Genomic DNA, 18,085 nt, shown 5'->3' with positions numbered 1-18,085 from the left:
CCGCAGCGGTCCGTCGCCTTGCTCTTGCAAGTATTGCATTCATTGTTGTGTAATCGACTGCCGCGTGACTAATGGCATTTGGGAATGGAGCCACGGCGAAACTGTCATGATGCACCGCGGTATGAACGCGGGAACTCTGGAGCGTTTTCCAGCGAACTGAATCCCGGTTCGCGTCAGGAAACGCGTCAAAATAGAATCTAGAGCCTTGTCCGTTCCGATTTGGTCGGAACGGACAAGGCCCTGGCCGGGCAGGATGGTGGCGCGCCGTGATCAATAATCTGAAATTGCGCCAGTTGCGCCTGCTGGTGGCGCTCGACAGCGAGCGCAAGCTGCAGCTGGCCGCCGAGCGCCTCAATATCACCCAGTCGGCGGCATCCAAGATGCTGGCTGAGATCGAGGCGGTGGCGCGGGTTCCGTTGTTCGAGCGGACTGCGCGCGGCGTCGAGCCCACGGCCTACGGCTCGATCCTGATCCGCGGCGGCCGGAGCGTGCTGGCCGACCTTGACCGGGTCACCGATGAGTTCGCCGGTTACCGATCGGGCGAGCTCGGCACCGTATCGGTAGGAACGGTCGCCAAGCCCAGCATCGACCTCGTCGTCGACGTCATGCAGTATCTCGGCGAGAAGCTGCACCGGGTGAACATTTCACTCGATGTCAGCACCAGCCCGCCGCTGGTTGCGCGGCTTCTCGCGCTCGAGCTGGATTTCGTCGTTGCGCGAATTCCCGCGGGCGTCGATTCCGGGCAGTTCGATTATCACGAGATCGGCGCCGAGCAGGCCGGCCTGCTGGTTCGCGCCGAGCATCCGCTGGCCGCGCTCGACAGCGTCAATCTGGAAGACACGGTCGACTTGCAATGGATCTGCCAGCCGCGGGAATCCTTCATGCGCCAGGCGCTCGAGCGGCTGTTCTACAGCCGGGGCATCGCGCCGCCGCAGCGCATGATCAACACCGAATCCTTCTCCGCGTCGATCGGAATTGCCGCAGGGATCGATGCGATCGTGCCGTTGCCGTTGCTGATCTTCGATCTGCTCGATCCGCAGCGCTTCAAGATGCTTCGCATCCGCGACCAGCTGATGCTCGAGAGCTACGGGCTGATCAAGCTGCGCAGGCGCGCGCTGTCACCGGCCGCGATGCTGGTGTTCGATGCGATGATGCGGCTTGGCGTCGAGAGTGGCCGGCCGGTGCCGCCCGCCTGACGTCGGCCGCAGCCGTGCTCAGCGGAACATGCTGCGCAGGTTCTGGGCGATCTCGAGCAGCGCGGGATTGTGCTTCACCGCGCGTTTGGCGCGATTGATGGCCGACAATGCGCTGGCCGCCGGCTTGCCGCGCAGGCTGAGCGGAATGAAGCTGTCGACGATCGCTTCGTCGTCCTTGCAGAACAGCCGCTTGTACTCGTCCGAGCCGATACCGAGATCGAAGGCGCGGTAGTCCTGGCCGGCATGACGGTCGATGATGTCGCGCATCAGGATCAGGCCGGGGCTGAACTTGGCATTGGCCGACATCGTGTAGGTGTTGAACATCATCGAGAAGCGATGGCCGTCGGACACGCCGGCGAAGATCGCGATCACTTCCTCGTCGCATTCCAGCGCGTGGATGTCGATCGCATAGCCCTTGCCGTCGCCGCGCGGTGCCAGGCAGGCGGTGCGGATGAACTGCTCGATGCCCGGCTCGGCGAACACGTTCGGCAGCTTCTGCTCGGCCATGCGCTGTGGCTTGACGCGGAAGAACCAGTCGAGCAGGCGGCAGACGTCGGCGCTGTCGGCCGCGACGTGATAGCGGTAGCCGGGCAGCGGCTGCAGCTTGCGCTCCTTGCCCTTCAGGCGGCGGCGGAACGAGTTGCTGATCAGCGTCGCGGGTGCCGCGCCGGGCTCGATCACCAGCAGCGGGCAGTCGTTGACCGAGGGTTGATGCGGCAGCAGCGCCAGCGGATTCGGCAGCTCCTGCCAGCGCAGCGGCTGCTGGCACAGCACCAGCGCATCGGCGCGGGACCGTTCGGCGATCGAGCCGATCAGGGCCGTGACGTCGGCCTCGGTCGCGTTGACGGCGAAATCCTTCTCGCACAGCGCCATGTTGAAGGTCGCGTGCTTGCCGCCCATGAAGCTCGCGCAATTCGCGCCCAGGCGCTGCTCGATGGCGAGCGGCAACAGCAGCAGCGGCCGGCGCTCGCTGTCATGGGCGACGACGATGAAGGGCCGCAGGCCTTCGCGCTCGCCGACCTGGCGCTGCCAGTTGGCGAGGAAGTCGAAGCGCTGATAGGGCGTGTAGGAGTGTTGCGACGTCTCGAGACTGCGCCAGGTTGCCTCGGCCGCCGTGAGATCATGAAAGATATCGACGCCGGCGACGCGGATTGCGTTCGGCCACGTTAGCGTCCCCGCCGTCTGGCCTTCAATTGCCGCCGCCATGACCATCTCGGAACCCAAACTTTTTAAGGTATTAATTTACAGTTCTCGGCTGGGGCCGACCTTCGCAGGGAAATGTCAACAAAGAGTAATAAGAATGCCTCAGTGGGGTTCTTGGCGGGGCGTAGGAACCGCCGGACAAAGGCGGGGATCTTGGCGCCGGACAACGGGATTTTGCGGCGGGCCCGGATGGAGCTCGCGTATTTCAGTGGCGCCTTCCGCCTGCGCGAGCGCGAGGCCGGCGGTGCCGGGGTGATCCTGCGCTTCGCGCGCGTCCGCCCCGCGCGCCGAGCCCGGTTCCAGCCACTGAGGTCGCAGGAGATCACGCCGGCCTTCCTCGATCGCACGATCCGCGCGCTGAAGCGCTGGCGCTACGACATCGTCGGGATCGAGGAGGCCTGTCGCCGCGCGGTGACCTTGCCGGTGCGCCGGCGCTTTGCCTGCCTGACCTTCGACGGCGCCAGCAAGGATATCCTCACCCATGCCTATCCCGTGCTCGCCCGGCACGGCGCCCCCTTCACGCTCTATCTGCCGACGGCGTTTCCCGATGGTGTCGGCGCGGCGTGGTGGCTGGCGCTGGAGGACATCATCGCGCGCGAAAGCCGCATCAGCCTTGTCATCGACGGCAGGGAACGGCACTTCGGGGTCGCGACGCTGTCCGACAAGTATGAGCTGTTCGACTTCCTGTCCGGCTGGCTGCGCAAACTGCCGCCGTCGGATTTGTCGTATGCGGTGAATGATCTGGGCCGGCGCTATGCGACCGACGCAGCGCTGTTGTCACGCACCACCTCGCTCGACTGGCAGGATCTGGCAAAACTCGCAGCGGATCCGAACGTGACGTTCGGCAGCGCCACGGTGAACTATTCGGTCCTCTCGAATCTCAGGGATGCCGATGCACAGCGCGAGATGGCGATGGGAAAGGCGGTGGCCGAGAGCGCGCTGCAGCGGCCGATCGGGCATTTCGCCTATCCGTTCGGGGACCGCGACGCGTTCCGCCGTCCGCACGTGGTGATGGCCGAGGAGACCGGCTTTGCCAGCGCGGTGTCGACCATATCAGGTGTCGTCGAGGCGCAGGGGCGCACCAACCTCTACGCGCTGCCGCGCATCGCATGGGACGGCCGGGTGCGCTCGCTGCGGATCATGCGGGTGTTGCTGTCGGGCATGATGTTTCCGCCGGTGCAGCCGACGCGGCATGCGCGCGATCACAACGCCATTTAAGCGCGGTCGGGCCGCGACATCCAGGAGACGATCGGCATCGCCGGCAGCACCCAGCCGAGCCCGGCGACGACGTAGAAGATCGCCTGCAGCAGCCCTGAATTGGCGAGCCACGGCGTCTGGGCGATCGTCATGCCGAGCAGCGACCACACCACCACCAGGATGAGCAGGGCGATGGTTCCGAGCAATTTGCGGGTGCGTATGGCCATGGCGGATATGTGCAACTCGTGATTCAGAGCGTTTTCGAGCGAAGTGGACGCCGGTTCGCGCAGAGAAAACGCGTCAAAACAAGATTCCGGAGCTTCGCTCCGATGTATCGGAACGAGGCTCCAGGCGGCGCTTGCGCCGCTGATAGGGCGGACTATAAGGGGCGCGAAAATCCAATCAAGTCAGGGCGAAATGGCCGGTATTTCCGCAAAGACATCGCAGCTCCGCGCCGTCAGGATCTGGCTGTTCGCAGTCGCTGCCCTGATCGCGCTGATGGTGCTGGTCGGCGGTGCCACGCGGCTCACCGAGTCCGGCCTGTCGATCGTCGAATGGAAGCCGGTGACCGGCGCGCTGCCGCCCTTGACCGAGGCGCAGTGGGCGCAGGCCTTCGAGGGCTACAAGAGCATCCCGCAATACCGCGAGCTCAACGCCGGGATGACGCTTGAGCAGTTCAAGACGATCTTCTGGTGGGAGTGGAGCCACCGGCTGCTCGGTCGGGTGATCGGCGCCGCCTATCTGCTGCCGTTCCTGTATTTCCTGTGGCGCGGCGCGGTGAGCGGCGAGCTCGGCCGGCGGCTGTGGATCATCTTCGGCCTCGGCGCGCTGCAGGGCGGCGTCGGCTGGTGGATGGTTGCGTCCGGGCTCTCGGAGCGCCTCGAGGTGTCGCAATATCGGCTGGCGACGCATCTGGTGCTGGCGCTGTTGATCTTCGCGGCGATCGTCTGGACGCTGCGGCGGTTGACCGACCGTCCGTCCGTGATCGCGCCGCTCAGGCTGAAGATCACGAGTGCGGTGCTGCTGGTGCTGACCTTCGTGCAGCTCTATTTCGGTGCGCTGGTCGCGGGCCTGCGCGCGGGCAGGGTCTACAACACCTGGCCCGAGATCGACGGCGGCTTGATTCCGTCGGCTGACCGTCTCTGGTTCGAGACGCCGTGGTGGCGCAACCTGTTCGACAACACGCTGACGGTGCAGTTCGAGCACCGCATGACCGCCTATCTGCTGTTCGCGCTGGCGATCGCACATGCGATCGATGCCGTGCGCGCGCGTGCCGGCGGCGCGGTGATCGCGGGCGCCTGGTGGCTGGTTGCGGCGATCACCCTGCAGGCGACGCTCGGCATCCTGACGCTGCTGCATCAGGTGCCGATCGATCTGGCGCTGACGCATCAGGCGGTCGCGATCGCCGTGCTGACGCTCGCGGTGCTGCAGGCCGAGCGCTTCGCGGTGCGCCGGACCGTGCGGGACCAGCCGAATCTTGTTCCGGCCGGCCAGCCCGGTTGATCCCTCAACCCGGTTGATCCTTCAACCTCTCTGATCCATCAAGAGAGATAGTCGAGCCCGATATCGAGCGCGGCCGAGCTATGGGTCACCCAGCCGACCGAGATCAAATCAACGCCGGTGGCGGCAATCGCCGCGGCGGTCGCAGCCGTAATGCGGCCGGAGGCTTCGGTGATCGCCTTGCCGCGCGCCATCTGAACCGCCTGGCTGAGTTGCTCCGTCGTCATGTTGTCGAGCAGGACCGCGTCGACGCCGAGCGCCAGCGCCTCCTCGAGCTGCGACAGCGTGTCGACCTCGACCTCGATCTTGACGAGATGACCGGCATTGGCCTTGGCGCGCTCGATCGCGGTGCGGATGCCGCCGGCAAGCGCAATGTGGTTGTCCTTGATCAACACCGCATCATCGAGCCCGAACCGGTGATTGCCGCCGCCGCCAGCGCGCACCGCATATTTCTCCAGCACCCGCAGTCCCGGCGTGGTCTTGCGGGTGCAGACGATTTGCGCGCGCGTGCCTGCGACCGCTTTGACCAGCGTCGCCGTTGCGGTCGCGACGCCGCTCAGATGGCAGAGGAAGTTGAGCGCGGTTCGTTCCGCGGTGAGCAGGCTGCGGGCCGGGCCGTCGATGATCGCGATCACCTGGTCAGGCTCGACCGCGCTGCCGTCAGGCCGCTCAGCGCGTAGCGTGATGGAAGGCGCCACCATCTGGAAGGCAGTGCGCGCCACGTCGAGCCCCGCGATCACGCCGGGCTGGCGTGCCCGCATCACCAGCCGCGACTGCTGGGTGGCCGGTACGATCGCATCCGCCGTGATATCGCCGGCACGGCCGAGGTCCTCGCGCAGGGCAGTCTGCACGATCGGCTCGTACATCAGCGGCAACAGGGGATTGAGGGTCATGAGCGGGCACTCCTGGCGGATGGCGTGGTTTCGACGATGTCGCGCGCGGCGGCGAGCGCCCCGTCACGGGTGAGGGACGACGGGACAGCCGACAAAGCGGTATGCGGGAAATCGGTGCGGAAATGGCCGCCGCGGCTTTCCTCACGCCTGATCGCGGCGACCGCGATCATCAATCCGACAACCGCCACGTCGGATGCCGCACTCCGACCGCAGGCGAGCGGAGTGAGGCCGCGGATCGCGCGTGCGATGCCGTCGTGGTCGCGCAGCACGCCGAGTCCCTGGGAGAGGAGCGGCCGCACGGCGGAGGGATCGGAGGCAGGCGGCAACGCCTCGTCGCGCAGCATCGCGCGCGGACCCGCGCTCACGCCTTCGATGCTTTCGGCGACCCAGCGCGCGCAGACGATCGCTTCCATCAGCGAGTTGCTGGCGAGCCGGTTGGCGCCGTGCAGTCCGGTGCGCGCAGCCTCGCCGCAGGCCCACAGGCCCTGCACGGTGCTGCGTCCATAACCGTCCACCGCGATGCCGCCCATATGGTAGTGCACCGCCGGCCGGATCGGGATCGGATCGCAGGCCGGATCGATGCCGGCCATCTTGCAGAACGCGCTGATCACGGGATAGCGCTGGGCGAAATCCGCGCCCGGATGTTTGCGCGCATCGAGGAAGGTGCGATGTCCCGCGGCGCGGTGACGCCAGACGGCGCGCGCGACGATATCGCGTGGCGCCAGCTCGGCGCCGGGCTGGTCGGCCATGAAGCGCTGCCCGGTCTCGTCGATCAGCACTGCGCCGTCGCCGCGGATCGCCTCGGTCAACAGCGGCATCGGCCGCGACGGTCCATCGAAGGCGGTCGGATGAAACTGGACGAATTCGATGTCCGACAGTGTTGCGCCGGCATGTGCCGCGAGCGCGAGCCCCTGGCCGAAACATCCGCCCGGATTGGTGCTGTCGGCGAACAGCCCGCCGATGCCGCCGGTCGCGATCACCACGCGGTTGGTGGCGATCGTCAGCGCTCCGCTTGCGTTGGCTGCAAGCAAGCCTTTGACCGCATTGTCCTCGACCAGCAACCGGCGCGCTTCGACGCCTTCCAGCAGCGTGATCGACGGCGTCCGGCGGACCGCTGATATCAGCGCGCGCATGATCTCGCGCCCGGTGCCGTCGCCGGTGGCGTGCACGATGCGGTTGCGGCCGTGCGCGGCCTCGAGCCCGAGGCGCCAGCTGCCGTCGGCGCGCCGGTCGAAGGCGACGCCGAGCTCGGCCAAATGCTCCACTGCAGCAGGCGCGGCGTGGACGATCCGGGACGCTGCGGCCGCATCGCAGAGGCCGGCGCCGGCCGCAAGCGTATCGGCGAGATGAAGCGCAGGGGTGTCATCCGCGCCGACAGGCGCGGCGAGGCCGCCCTGCGCCCACATGCTGGAGGCTTCCGCGCCGAGCGGCGATTTCGACAGCAGCACGACCGGCTCGGGCGCGAGCTGAAGCGCGGTCATCAGCCCCGCGGCGCCGCCGCCGATGATCACCGGACGGCCGTCGAGATCGGAAATGTCGGTGCTCATATCGCCAGCATCCTTTCGACGCTCCTGCGCGCGCGATCGGCGATTGCGGGGTCGATCGTGACCTCGTGCTGGTTGGTCTCCAGCGCGTGGCGGATGTTCTTCAGCGTGATCCGCTTCATGTGCGGGCAGAGATTGCAGGGGCGGACGAAGTCGACATCCGGATTTAGGGCTGCGATGTTGTCGCTCATCGAGCATTCCGTGAGCAGCACGACGCGTGGCGGCCGCTTGGTCTCGACGAACGACTGCATCGCAGCCGTCGAACCGGAAAAGTCCGCTTCAGCGACCACTTCGGGCGGGCATTCCGGATGCGCCAGGACGGTGACATCGGGATGATTTTCGCGCAGCTGGCGCACGTCGTCCGCTGTGAACAGCTCGTGCACCTCGCAATGGCCCTTCCAGGCGATGATCTTCTTGCTGGTCTGCTTGGCGATGTTCTGCGCCAGATATTCATCCGGCAGCATGATGACGCGCTCAGCGCCGAGCGATTCCACTACCTTCAGCGCATTGCCCGACGTGCAGCAGATGTCGGACTCCGCCTTAACCGCGGTCGAGGTGTTGACATAGGCGACGACCGGCGCGTCCGGGTAGCGTGCGCGCATCAGCTGCACATCAGCTGGCGTGATGGAATCCGCAAGCGAGCAGCCGGCCTTCAGGTCGGGGATCAGCACGGTCTTGGCCGGGTTGAGCAGCTTTGCCGTCTCGGCCATGAAGTGCACGCCGGCGAGCACGATGACGTCGGCGTCGACCTTGGTCGCCTCGCGCGCGAGCAAGAGGCTATCGCCGACGATATCGGCGACGCCATGGAAGATCTCCGGTGTCTGGTAATTATGCGCCAGCACCACCGCGTTGCGGCGGCGTTTCAACGCGAGGATCGCATCGACGTCCTCGGCGAAGGTGGCCCATTCGAACGGCGGGATGACGCGCTTGACGCGCTCATAGAGCGGCGCGGTGCGGGTGAGAAGATCGGTATCGAGTGCAACCATTTATACTCTCCGTGAGCATAAGATGGCTTATACTTATCCTGAGCATAAAGCCTGTCAAGTGCGCGAAAGCGGCAACTTGGTGCCGGCGACCGCCCGTTCGGCCAGCACGGCATGGCGGAAGCGGAACAGCTTGGCAGGCCGTCCGACGGTATCGGCGGCCATTGCGCCAATCTCTTCAACGAGTTCCTGCTGCTCGATCAGCCGGCGGAAGTTCTGTTTGTGGACCAGCCGGCCTGCGAGCGCCTCAACACTGCGTTGCAGTTGCAGCAGGGTGAACTCGGCCGGCATCAGCTCGAATACCACCGGACGGTATTTGATCTTGGCGCGCAGCCGCGCGATGCCGGTCGCGAGAATGCGGCGATGATCCGCCGTCATCGGTTTTCCTGGTATGACCAATGCCTCGCGGGCTTGCGCGCGGCCGGCCTCCGGGATCAGTCCGGCCTCGTAGAGCAGCTCGTAGCGCTGCAGCACCAGCTCTTCGTTCCAGTCGCGATCATCGAGACCGAAGGTGATGGCGCAGCGCTGCCAGCGCTCGCGCTGCAGCGTCGGTGACGGCGCTGCTTTCGCCCACGCTTTCAGTTTCGGCGCCATCAACTTGGTAACGAAAGCCGGCGCGCCGGCGCGATGATCCTCCCAGGGAAAGTAGTCGTACCAGCCGGACCAGTGCGCCTCGAAACCTTCGCCGACCTTGTCCTCGCGGGTCAGGCCGAGATAGCTGATCGAAACGCTATGCGGCGACCTGGCGTCGCCGGAGCGGCCGCGGTCGGCGAAGGTGTAGAGCTGCTCGACATAGCCGAGCGGGTGGCCGGTCTGGGCCTCGACCCAGGCCCGCAACGCGGTCTGCAGCGAGCGGTGGGTAAACTCGAACGGGCCGCTCGGCAGCGCGGCGCCGCCGGCGATGGTCACGATCTTGGGCGTGCCGTCGGTGACGGCGACCAGCACCGCGACGAGATCGGCGGTGATCGCGTTCCCCGAAGCCGGTGCGCTGGTTTTCTGCGGCGATCTGGCCACGCTCGTCCCGCGCTAGCAGTAGCCGTAGACGCCGCAGGCGTAGGGCAGGCGGTCCCAGTAGGTCACATAGGCGCCGCCGTAATACGGGCCGAAATAGTTGTAGGAATGCCAGTTGCCGTAATAGCCGGGCAGCGACGACGATCCGGGCAGCAGCGGTTCACCCACCACGACCGGGATGTACGGCTCGGCGTTGAGCGGGATCACCTCGGGCTCGACCACCACGAGCTGGCGTCCGCGCCGCACATAGGTCGGCGGCGTGATGGTGGTGCGGTAGGCGTAGTTCCGGCGCGGCAGGCCGGCCGGCAATTGGCGCGCGGCCTTTACGGTTGTGCTCTTGGCGACGACAGGGCCGTCGGCGGCGTCGGCAGGCGAGATCGCAAGCAGCGCGATCGCGAGCGGCAATATCCAGCGCAGCATCAATGGTCTCCCGAATCATCCGGAGCCTATCACTGCCACTTTATGCCGGATTGAGCGTTAACGAGAGACCCGTCGTTTTAGGCAAGGTTACCGGAGCGACCCCGAGCACCGCTCCGGAACAAGGGCGGGATCAGGCGCGCAGGGCCTGGTCGAGGTCGGCGATCAGGTCTTCCTTGTCCTCGATGCCGATCGAAAGCCGCACCACGTCGGGCGCCGCGCCCGACTTCACCTTGGCGGCGTCGTCGAGCTGGCTGTGGGTGGTGGAGGCCGGGTGGATCACCAGCGAGCGGGTGTCGCCGACATTGGCGAGATGCGAGAACAGCTTCAGGTTCGACACCAGATTGACGCCGGCGTCATAGCCGCCCTTGAGGCTGAAGGTGAACACCGCGCCGGCGCCCTTCGGCGCGTATTTGCGCTGCAGGGCGTTATACCTGTCGCCGGGCAGGCCGGCGTAGTTCACCGCTGAGACGGCGGGGTGGGTGGAGAGGAATTCCGCCACCGCCTTGGCGTTGTCGCAGTGCTTCTGCATGCGCAGCGGCAGCGTCTCGATGCCGGTCAGGATCATGAAGGCGTTGAACGGCGACAGTGCGGGGCCGAGGTCGCGCAGCCCGAGCACCCGGCAGGCGATCGCGAAGGCGAAATTGCCGAAGGTCTCCTGGATCCGGATGCCGTGATATTCCGGGCGCGGCTCGCTCAGCATCGGATATTTGTTGTCCTTCGACCAGTCGAAGGTGCCGGCGTCGACGATGATGCCGCCGAGCGAGTTGCCGTGACCGCCGAGGAACTTGGTCAAGGAGTGCACGACGATGTCGGCGCCGTGATCGATCGGCTTGATCAGATAGGGCGAGGCCAGCGTGTTATCGACGATCAGCGGCACGCCGGCCTTGCGCGCGACGGCCGCGATTGCCTCGATATCGGTGATGCTGCCGGCGGGGTTGGCGATGGATTCGATGAAGATCGCCTTGGTGTGCGGCGTCACCGCGCGCTCAAAGCTTTCGATCTCGTCGGGATCGGCCCAGGCCACGTTCCAGCCGAACGCCTTGAAGGCGTGGGTGAACTGGTTGATCGAGCCGCCATAGAGCTTGCGTGCCGCAATGATCTCGTCGCCGGGCCGGAGCAGCTGCTGCAGCACGACGAGTTGCGCGGCGTGGCCGGAGGCAACCGCAAGTGCCGCGGTGCCGCCCTCGAGCGCCGCGACGCGTTCCTCGAGCACCGCGTTGGTCGGGTTGCCGATGCGGGTATAGATGTTGCCGAACGCCTGCAGGCCGAACAGCGAGGCGGCGTGATCGGCGTCGTTGAAGACGAATGACGTGGTCTGGTAGATCGGCGTCGCCCGCGCGCCGGTGGTGGGATCAGGCTGTGCGCCGGCGTGCACGGCGAGGGTGGAAAATCCCGGAACGCGATCGGTCATTCTTTTTGTCCTGTTGTGGCCTGGTCGAAAACGCGCGGCATGCTGATGGCGGCGGCGCCCGCCGTCAAGCGAGTTGGGCACGCCGCCAGTTTTGGGAAGGGCATCCCACGTTATATCGGGCAATCGGAACGAATATTCCGCTGCGATGTCAGCTCGTCTCGGTCTTGTTCTTCGCCGCGCGGTCGGATGCCGCGGTCTGGCCGCCGCCAAAGCTCGTGCGGTTGAGCGACAGCCGCATGCCCTGCGTCGGAATCGGCGCGCGCTTCGAACTCAGCGTACGCGAGTTGACGCCCATCCACGAGATCTCCGACGACAGCCGGCCATACTCGATCTTCGGGCAGCGATTCATCACCACCTTGAGGCCGGCGGCTTCCGCCTTCTCGGCCGCGGCATCGTCGCGCGCGCCAAGCTGCATCCAGATCACCTTCGGCGGCGGCGACAATTTCAGCGCCTCGTCGACGACGGGCATGATGTGGCTCGAATTGCGGAAGATGTCGATCATGTCGATCGGACGACCGATGTCCGCAAGCGAAGCGACGAACGGCTTGCCCATCAGCGACTTGCCGACATGGCCGGGATTGACTGGGATCATGTCGTAGCCGCGCTGCGCCAGATATTTGAAGGCGAAATAGCTCGGCCGCACGTTGACCGGCGAGGCGCCGACCATCGCGATCGATTTCACGCCGTTCAGGATGCTGCGGATATAGTTGTCGTCGTAGGCGTCGTGATTCATTTCGGTCTTACTTATCCTGCCACTTCGGATCGCGCTTCTCGATGAAGGCGCCGATGCCTTCCTCGGCGTCGCGCGCCATCATGTTTTCGGTCATCACCTCGGCGGCGAAGCGATAAGCCTCAGTGAGGCTCATCTCGGCCTGGCGATAGAACGCCTCTTTGCCGAGCTTGACGGTGTAGGCCGATTTCAGCGCGACCTTCTCGGCCAGCGCGAGCGCGGCGTCGCGCTCAGAGCCTGCTGATACCACGCGGTTGATCAGGCCGATGCTCTGCGCCGTTGCCGCTGAGATCGGCTCACCCGTGAGCAGCATCTCCATCGCCTGCTTGCGCGGCACGTTGCGCGACAGCGCCACCATCGGCGTCGAGCAGAACAACCCGATGTCGACGCCGGGCGTCGCAAACGTCGCGGCCTCGGATGCAATTGCGAGGTCGCAGCTGGCGACGAGCTGGCAGCCGGCCGCCGTCGCGACGCCCTGCACGGCGGCGACAACCGGCTTCGGCAGATGCACGATGGCCTGCATCATCGCGCTGCAGGCGTTCATGATCTCGGCGAAATAGGCGCGGCCGCGGTCGGCATCGCTGCGGCGCGCGGTCAGCTCCTTCATGTCGTGGCCAGCGGAGTAGGCCGGGCCGTTGGCTGCGAGCACGACGCCGCGGATGGCTTTGTCGTCACGGATATCATTCAGCGCCGCGTGCACCTTGCGGATCAGGCCTTCGGAGAGGCTGTTGCGCGCCGCGGGGCGATTGAGCGTCAGTAGCGCGATGCTGCCGACGGTCTCGCGCAGCAGGATCGGCTGATGTTGCGGTGCTTCGGCGCGGGCAGCTTGGGCGGACATGGTGAAATTCCACTTTGGTCTTGATGACAACTTAATGTAACAGGCAGGCTGAAGCGAGGGCAGGGACGGCATGGCGATTGCGAAAATGAGCGTGGCTGAGCTGGAGGAGTTCCTGCGCAAGGAATTTCCGCAGGCGTTCACCCACGACGACATCAGGATCGAGAGCGCTGACGGCGAGACGGCCCTGCTGCGCCAGCGCTTCAGCGAGCGGATGCTGCGGCCCGGCGGCACGGTGTCCGGCCCGACCCTGATGGGGCTGGCGGATTTTGCAATGTATGTGGTGTTGCTGTCGGCCATCGGGCCGATCGGCCTTGCCGTCACCACCAACCTCAACATCAACTTCCTGCGCAAGGGCCAGCCGGGCCAGGACGTGCTCGCGGTCGCCAAGCTGCTCAAGCTCGGCAAGCGGCTTGCGGTCGGCGAGGTCAACCTGCTGTCCGGCACCTCGCCGGATCCGATCGCCCATGTCACGGCGACCTATTCCATTCCAAATCAATAGGCTTTTTCACGGTATTATTGCACCATATTTGCAAGCTATTGTTTTTGCTGATGTAATTATGCCGTGTCGGCGTTGACGTGCGGCCGCGGCTTCTCTAGAAAGCCGCCCAGTTCGGCGCATTCGGCGCCGATTTGCTTTTCACGGATTTCACACATGAGCACGTTCTCGGCCAAGCCCGCCGAAGTGACGAAGAAGTGGGTCGTGATCGACGCCAAGGGTCTGGTCGTCGGTCGTCTCGCCACGCTCGTCGCGATGCGCCTGCGCGGCAAACACCTGCCCACCTACACCCCGCATGTCGATTGCGGCGACAATGTCATCATCGTCAACGCCGCGCATGTGGTGCTGACCGGCCGCAAGCGCGACCAGAAGACCTACTACAAGCACACCGGCTTCATCGGTGGCATCAAGGAGCGCACCGCGAAGCAGATCCTCGAGGGTCGCTTCCCCGAGCGCGTCGTCGAGAAGGCGATCGAGCGCATGATCCCGCGCGGTCCGCTCGGCCGCATGCAGATGAGCAATCTGCGCGTCTATCCGGGTGCCGAGCATCCGCATGAAGCGCAGAGCCCCGAGAAGGTCGATATCGCTTCCCTGAATCGCAAGAACACGAGGGCCGCATAAATGTCCGATACTTTGCAGTCCCTCGACCAGCTCTCGCAGGTCAAGCCGGCCGCGCCCGACGCGCCGAAGTACGTCAAGAAGGTCGACAAGTTCAACCGCGCCTACGCCACCGGCAAGCGCAAGGACGCGGTCGCCCGCGTCTGGATCAAGCCGGGTGCCGGCAAGATCTCTGTCAATACCCGCGACATCGAAATCTACTTCGCCCGCCCGGTGCTGCGCATGATGATCCAGCAGCCGCTGGTCGCTGCCGCCCGTAACGGCCAGTATGACGTGATCTGCACCGTCGCCGGCGGCGGTCTGTCCGGCCAGGCCGGTGCGGTCCGCCATGGCATCTCGAAGGCGCTGACCAATTTCGAGCCCGAGCTGCGCGGCGTCCTCAAGAAGGGCGGCTTCCTGACCCGCGACTCCCGCGCGGTCGAGCGCAAGAAGTACGGCAAGGCGAAGGCCCGCAAGTCCTTCCAGTTCTCGAAGCGCTAATTCGAGTCCTAAAATTCGCGGCAATTGCCGTGAGCATCGAGTTGCAGAGGGCGCCGAGAGGCGCCCTTTTTGCTGCGTCCAACGAAGCCAGCTTCGACGCGAATTAGCGCAGTTTTTCATGAAAACTTGCGTGTGCGTGCAAACGAAATTGGAACTCGGGCCTTCTAGCGTGCGGGCTCGCACTGGCGCTGCATCACCTTTTATTTGCGCCTGCGAACGTTGCATCACACCGGGCTGGGGTGAGTTATGTCGTTCGATCCATCGACACTTTATTTGTTCGCCACCATGGTCGCGGGCATGCTCGGCGCCATGCTGTGGCTGTTCGGCAGGCAGGAGAACATTCCCGCGCTGAAATGGTGGGGCACCGCCTATCTGCTCGGCGCGGCCTCGGTCGCACTCTGGACGGTCGGCAGCTCGACCCTCGACGCCATGGTCCTGATGGGGCTGAATGCGATCGGCTTCGCGGCCTGCGGCATGGTCTGGAATGCCGCGCGCATCTTCCACGGCCGCAAGGCCAACCTGCCGGGCCTCGTGCTCGGCCCGATCGCCTGGATCGGTGCCGCGACGACGGTGGAGGATCACGCGCTGCGCCTGACGATCGGCGCCGGGATCGTCGCGATCTGCGCCGCGCTGACCGCCTCCGAGCTGTGGAGCGAGCGCCGCCGCGTGCTGAAGCGGCGCTGGCTTGCGATCGTGATCCCGGTCGCGCACGGCTGCGTGCTGATGCTGCCGATCCTGGTCGGCGACCTGTTGCGATTCAACGGCCAGAACTACGTCAGCAGCTTCTGGGTCACGCTGTTCTCGATCGAGCTCGTGCTGTACGCGATCGGCACGGTGTTCGTGATTTTCATGATGGTATCGGACCGCGCGGTGGCCGTGCACAAGACCGCCGCGTCGGTCGACCCGCTGAGCGGCATGCTCAACCGCCGCGGCTTCACCGAGGCCTGCACGCGGGTGATCGAGCGCGAGGCCAATGCCGGCCGCCCGGTCACGGTGATGATCTTCGACATCGATCATTTCAAGTCGATCAACGACCGCTTCGGCCATCCCGCCGGCGACGAGATCCTGAAACTGTTCTCCGCCGTCGTGGTCAACAGTCTCAGGATCAGCGACCTGTCGGGCCGGATCGGCGGCGAGGAATTCGCGGCGCTGCTGCCGTGTTCGCTCGATGAGGGCGTGCTGGTCGCCGAGCGCGTGCGCGAGGCCTTCGAGAACAGCAATATCGCCTGCGAGGAAGGTCCGGTCGATACGACGGTCAGCATCGGCGTGGCCGGCGGCCCCGCCGGCACCGAGCTCGAGGTGCTGCTGGCCTCGGCCGACACCGCGCTCTACCAGGCCAAGCGCGGCGGCCGCAACCGCGTCGAGGCGGCGGAGGAGTTGCCGCTGTCGCTGGAGAATTGGCGGCGCAAGACCGCGGGCCTGCCTGCAGCGGCGCGGCAGAAACCGGCGACGGTGCGGATATGAGCGCGGTAACGACCGGTTAACCATTCGATCCCATGCTTTCGGGCATGGAGTCGATCCGCACCCGCAATCCCCAGTCAGCCCTGATGTCGCTCGAAGCCGACGCGGTTTCGGCGCGCAGCGGCTTCGCCTGCCTGTTCTCGGACTCCGATGAATACGAGACCGCGCTGATCGCCGAACGGCGCGCGCAGGGCCGATACCAACAGCCGAAGAGCCATTGGCCGGTCGTGATGCTGCTCGGCGCGATGCTGATGGTTGTCGGTACCGTATTGCTGTTCAACTGAACCGCCGCAGGATCGACAGAGGAGGCGCCCCGCGAGGGCGCCTTTTGCTTTTTCGCCGGCTGGGCTAGAGACGGGGCCTTTCCCACGGGAAACCAACAAAGGGAGGCCACAGCCCAACGATCACCGAAATCGCACAGATCGACGTCAAGCCCGGCAGCGAGAAGGATTTTGAGGCCGCGGTGGCCAAGGCGCGCCCGCTGTTCCTGCGCGCCAAGGGCGGCAAGGGGTTTGAACTGCACCGCTCGATCGAGAAGCCGTCGCGCTACCGGCTGGTGGCGAAGTGGGAGACGCTCGAGAACCACACCGTCGATTTCCGCGGCTCCGAGGATTTCACCGCCTGGCGCGCGCTGGTCGGCCCTTATTTCGCGGCGGCGCCCGAGGTCGAGCACACCGAGACGGTGCTGTCCACATAGCGCGCGATTACGCAACCTGCGCAGGCGCCTGATCCTCCGCCTTGAAATGGTCGATCATCACCTTGGCGATCGCCATCAGCGGCAGCGCCAAGGCCAGCCCCCAGATGCCGAACACGACGCCAAGCAGGATCTGGAACGCGAACAGCGTCGCCGGCGGGATGTCGAGCGCCTGCCGCTGCACGATCGGCGTGATTACGTAACTCTCCAGCGCGTGCACGCCGAGGAACAGGATGAACGCGCTTAGCGCGGCGATCCATCCCGAGGCGAGGCTTGCCAGCACCACGATCAGTCCGGCGATGATCGCGCCGACGGTTGGAATGAAGGCCAGCAATCCGGCCTGGATGCCGAGAATGAACGAGCTCGGAATGCCGATGATGGCAAGCCCGATCCAGGTGACGAGGAACACCGCCGCCATTGTGATGATCTGCGCGATAAGCCAGCGTTCCAGCGTCTCGCCGATGCGGTCGACGATGATGGTGGCCTGCGCGCGGTACTTGGCCGGCGCGATGAACAACAGCCCGGCGCGGTAGATGCTGGGCTGGGCCGCGAAGGCGAGGCCCAGAAACAGCACGATGAAGAAATTGCCGACGACGCTGACGGTGCCGAGCAGCACCTTCAGCGTCTGGCTGATGATGGCGCCGCCGCTCGAGGCCAGCGCGCCGGCCCCGGGGATGCCGTGCGACTGCGACGTCGCGGGCGTCGTTGTCGTCGTCGCCACGCCGGTGCCGTCGGGTTTCGCTTCGCCTGCCGTATTGGTGAAATCGAGATAGCTTGTGTCGACGCCATGCTGCTCGAGGAATTCCTTGACGCTGCCGAGCTGCGATTTGATCGTGCTGCTCAGCACCTTGGCCTGATCCGCGATGGTGGTGCCGCCGAGGAACACGATGCCGGACAATAGTCCAGCCATCGCCAGGCAGACGATGGCAAGCCGCAACGCGTGAGGCAGCCCGGTCAGCCGGCCGAGCAGGGAGGCCATCGCGTTCAGGCCGACCCCGAGCAGCATGCCGGCAAACAGCAGGAACAAGGTCGCGGCGAAATGCCAGGCGAACATCAACAGGGCGGCGAACAGCACGGCGCCGATGCCTCCGACGGCGATCGCCCACGCCATGTCGTTGCGGGCCTGCAGGCGATTGTCAGCCGGGTCTGTCACAGGTGATTCCCCCTTTGCGACGTGTCCGGAGCAGTCATTGGCGAAAATCCCGCCGGGATCAAGCTGGGCGGAGAGTGCCGGTTTGCCGCTGACGCTGCGGCACCGGGCGCAACTGACCGCATTTGGGGGGCCCCGGGGGGCGCTCGTCTGTGCAGAGCTGCAAGCCCCCCTCTGCAGATATAGACAGTTGATCCGGCGGGAACTCGAAGGCATGATCATCTCCGCAACGTCGCAAACTTAGAAGAATCATTGCGCGA

20 protein-coding genes are annotated in these 18,085 nt (G+C 65.5%); 9 read left to right on the top strand and 11 right to left on the bottom strand.

Going from position 1 to position 18,085, the window contains the following annotated elements:
• Window positions 1-266: 266 nt before the first annotated feature.
• Window positions 267-1,196: a LysR family transcriptional regulator gene (locus tag HAP48_RS41105; RefSeq protein ID WP_166205473.1), complete on the top strand. Its 930-nt coding sequence runs from the start codon at window positions 267-269 to the stop codon at window positions 1,194-1,196.
• 18 nt (window positions 1,197-1,214) lie between these two features.
• Here the strand turns inward: HAP48_RS41105 and HAP48_RS41100 are convergent, their stop codons facing one another.
• On the bottom strand, window positions 1,215-2,408 hold the full coding sequence (locus HAP48_RS41100; RefSeq protein WP_166205472.1) for a GNAT family N-acetyltransferase: 1,194 nt from the start codon (window positions 2,406-2,408) through the stop codon (window positions 1,215-1,217).
• Between the two features lie 180 nt (window positions 2,409-2,588).
• On the opposite strand from HAP48_RS41100, the gene HAP48_RS41095 reads away from it, so the two are divergent.
• Window positions 2,589-3,617, top strand: a complete 1,029-nt coding sequence (locus HAP48_RS41095) for a polysaccharide deacetylase family protein (RefSeq protein ID WP_224496806.1) — start codon at window positions 2,589-2,591, stop codon at window positions 3,615-3,617.
• On the opposite strand, the gene HAP48_RS41090 is transcribed toward HAP48_RS41095, so the two are convergent.
• A complete protein-coding gene (locus HAP48_RS41090; RefSeq protein ID WP_029082837.1) occupies window positions 3,614-3,823 on the bottom strand; it encodes a DUF2842 domain-containing protein in 210 nt (69 codons plus the stop codon). The two genes, HAP48_RS41095 and HAP48_RS41090, sit on opposite strands and share 4 nt — an antisense overlap.
• A 190-nt stretch (window positions 3,824-4,013) precedes the next feature.
• On the opposite strand from HAP48_RS41090, the gene HAP48_RS41085 reads away from it, so the two are divergent.
• The gene (locus tag HAP48_RS41085; protein ID WP_166205470.1) at window positions 4,014-5,099 is read left to right on the top strand and encodes a COX15/CtaA family protein; all 1,086 of its coding nucleotides are present in this window, start codon (window positions 4,014-4,016) and stop codon (window positions 5,097-5,099) included.
• A gap of 38 nt (window positions 5,100-5,137) precedes the next feature.
• Here HAP48_RS41085 and nadC read toward each other — a convergent pair whose 3' ends face one another.
• From nadC to HAP48_RS41045, 8 genes are all read right to left on the bottom strand, one after another.
• Window positions 5,138-5,989 carry a carboxylating nicotinate-nucleotide diphosphorylase gene (nadC, locus tag HAP48_RS41080; RefSeq protein WP_166205469.1) on the bottom strand — a complete coding sequence of 284 codons (852 nt, stop codon included), beginning with the start codon at window positions 5,987-5,989 and terminating at the stop codon, window positions 5,138-5,140.
• Window positions 5,986-7,536: an L-aspartate oxidase gene (locus tag HAP48_RS41075; RefSeq protein WP_166205468.1), complete on the bottom strand. Its 1,551-nt coding sequence runs from the start codon at window positions 7,534-7,536 to the stop codon at window positions 5,986-5,988. Before HAP48_RS41075 ends, nadC begins: the two co-directional genes overlap by 4 nt.
• Window positions 7,533-8,519: a quinolinate synthase NadA gene (gene nadA / locus HAP48_RS41070; RefSeq protein WP_166205467.1), complete on the bottom strand. Its 987-nt coding sequence runs from the start codon at window positions 8,517-8,519 to the stop codon at window positions 7,533-7,535. Before nadA ends, HAP48_RS41075 begins: the two co-directional genes overlap by 4 nt.
• 54 nt (window positions 8,520-8,573) lie before the next feature.
• Window positions 8,574-9,530, bottom strand: coding sequence for an NUDIX hydrolase (locus tag HAP48_RS41065; protein ID WP_166205466.1), 957 nt, complete (start codon window positions 9,528-9,530; stop codon window positions 8,574-8,576).
• 12 nt (window positions 9,531-9,542) lie between these two features.
• Window positions 9,543-9,947 carry a hypothetical protein gene (locus tag HAP48_RS41060; protein WP_166205465.1) on the bottom strand — a complete coding sequence of 135 codons (405 nt, stop codon included), beginning with the start codon at window positions 9,945-9,947 and terminating at the stop codon, window positions 9,543-9,545.
• Between the two features lie 130 nt (window positions 9,948-10,077).
• Window positions 10,078-11,358 carry an O-acetylhomoserine aminocarboxypropyltransferase gene (locus HAP48_RS41055; protein ID WP_166205464.1) on the bottom strand — a complete coding sequence of 427 codons (1,281 nt, stop codon included), beginning with the start codon at window positions 11,356-11,358 and terminating at the stop codon, window positions 10,078-10,080.
• Window positions 11,359-11,506: 148 nt separating this feature from the next.
• A complete protein-coding gene (locus tag HAP48_RS41050; protein ID WP_166205463.1) occupies window positions 11,507-12,091 on the bottom strand; it encodes a CoA-binding protein in 585 nt (194 codons plus the stop codon).
• Window positions 12,092-12,098: 7 nt separating this feature from the next.
• Complete coding sequence (locus tag HAP48_RS41045; protein WP_166205462.1) at window positions 12,099-12,926, bottom strand: enoyl-CoA hydratase; 828 nt, start codon at window positions 12,924-12,926, stop codon at window positions 12,099-12,101.
• 70 nt (window positions 12,927-12,996) lie between these two features.
• On the opposite strand from HAP48_RS41045, the gene HAP48_RS41040 reads away from it, so the two are divergent.
• The 6 genes from HAP48_RS41040 (at window position 12,997) to HAP48_RS41015 (ending at window position 16,678) form a co-directional block, all read left to right on the top strand.
• Complete coding sequence (locus HAP48_RS41040; protein ID WP_076857819.1) at window positions 12,997-13,425, top strand: PaaI family thioesterase; 429 nt, start codon at window positions 12,997-12,999, stop codon at window positions 13,423-13,425.
• A gap of 153 nt (window positions 13,426-13,578) precedes the next feature.
• Window positions 13,579-14,043 carry a 50S ribosomal protein L13 gene (rplM, locus tag HAP48_RS41035; RefSeq protein WP_029082848.1) on the top strand — a complete coding sequence of 155 codons (465 nt, stop codon included), beginning with the start codon at window positions 13,579-13,581 and terminating at the stop codon, window positions 14,041-14,043.
• Window positions 14,044-14,520: a 30S ribosomal protein S9 gene (gene rpsI, locus HAP48_RS41030; RefSeq protein ID WP_021079118.1), complete on the top strand. Its 477-nt coding sequence runs from the start codon at window positions 14,044-14,046 to the stop codon at window positions 14,518-14,520.
• A gap of 246 nt (window positions 14,521-14,766) precedes the next feature.
• A complete protein-coding gene (locus tag HAP48_RS41025) occupies window positions 14,767-15,984 on the top strand; it encodes a GGDEF domain-containing protein (RefSeq protein WP_166205461.1) in 1,218 nt (405 codons plus the stop codon).
• A gap of 44 nt (window positions 15,985-16,028) precedes the next feature.
• Window positions 16,029-16,265 (top strand): hypothetical protein, encoded by a 237-nt coding sequence (locus tag HAP48_RS41020; protein WP_166205460.1) that lies wholly within the window; start codon window positions 16,029-16,031, stop codon window positions 16,263-16,265.
• 119 nt (window positions 16,266-16,384) lie between these two features.
• Complete coding sequence (locus HAP48_RS41015; protein ID WP_166215616.1) at window positions 16,385-16,678, top strand: antibiotic biosynthesis monooxygenase family protein; 294 nt, start codon at window positions 16,385-16,387, stop codon at window positions 16,676-16,678.
• A 7-nt stretch (window positions 16,679-16,685) separates the two neighbouring features.
• Here HAP48_RS41015 and HAP48_RS41010 read toward each other — a convergent pair whose 3' ends face one another.
• Entirely contained in the window at window positions 16,686-17,828 is a 1,143-nt protein-coding gene (locus HAP48_RS41010; RefSeq protein ID WP_166205459.1) for an AI-2E family transporter, read from the bottom strand.
• Window positions 17,829-18,085: the final 257 nt, after the last annotated feature.

Origin of the sequence: Bradyrhizobium septentrionale (assembly GCF_011516645.4) — a bacterium.
In the GTDB taxonomy this organism is placed as follows: domain Bacteria; phylum Pseudomonadota; class Alphaproteobacteria; order Rhizobiales; family Xanthobacteraceae; genus Bradyrhizobium; species Bradyrhizobium septentrionale.
Note: the sequence above shows the minus strand (reverse complement) of the source record. Positions and strands in the feature narration are given on the sequence as shown.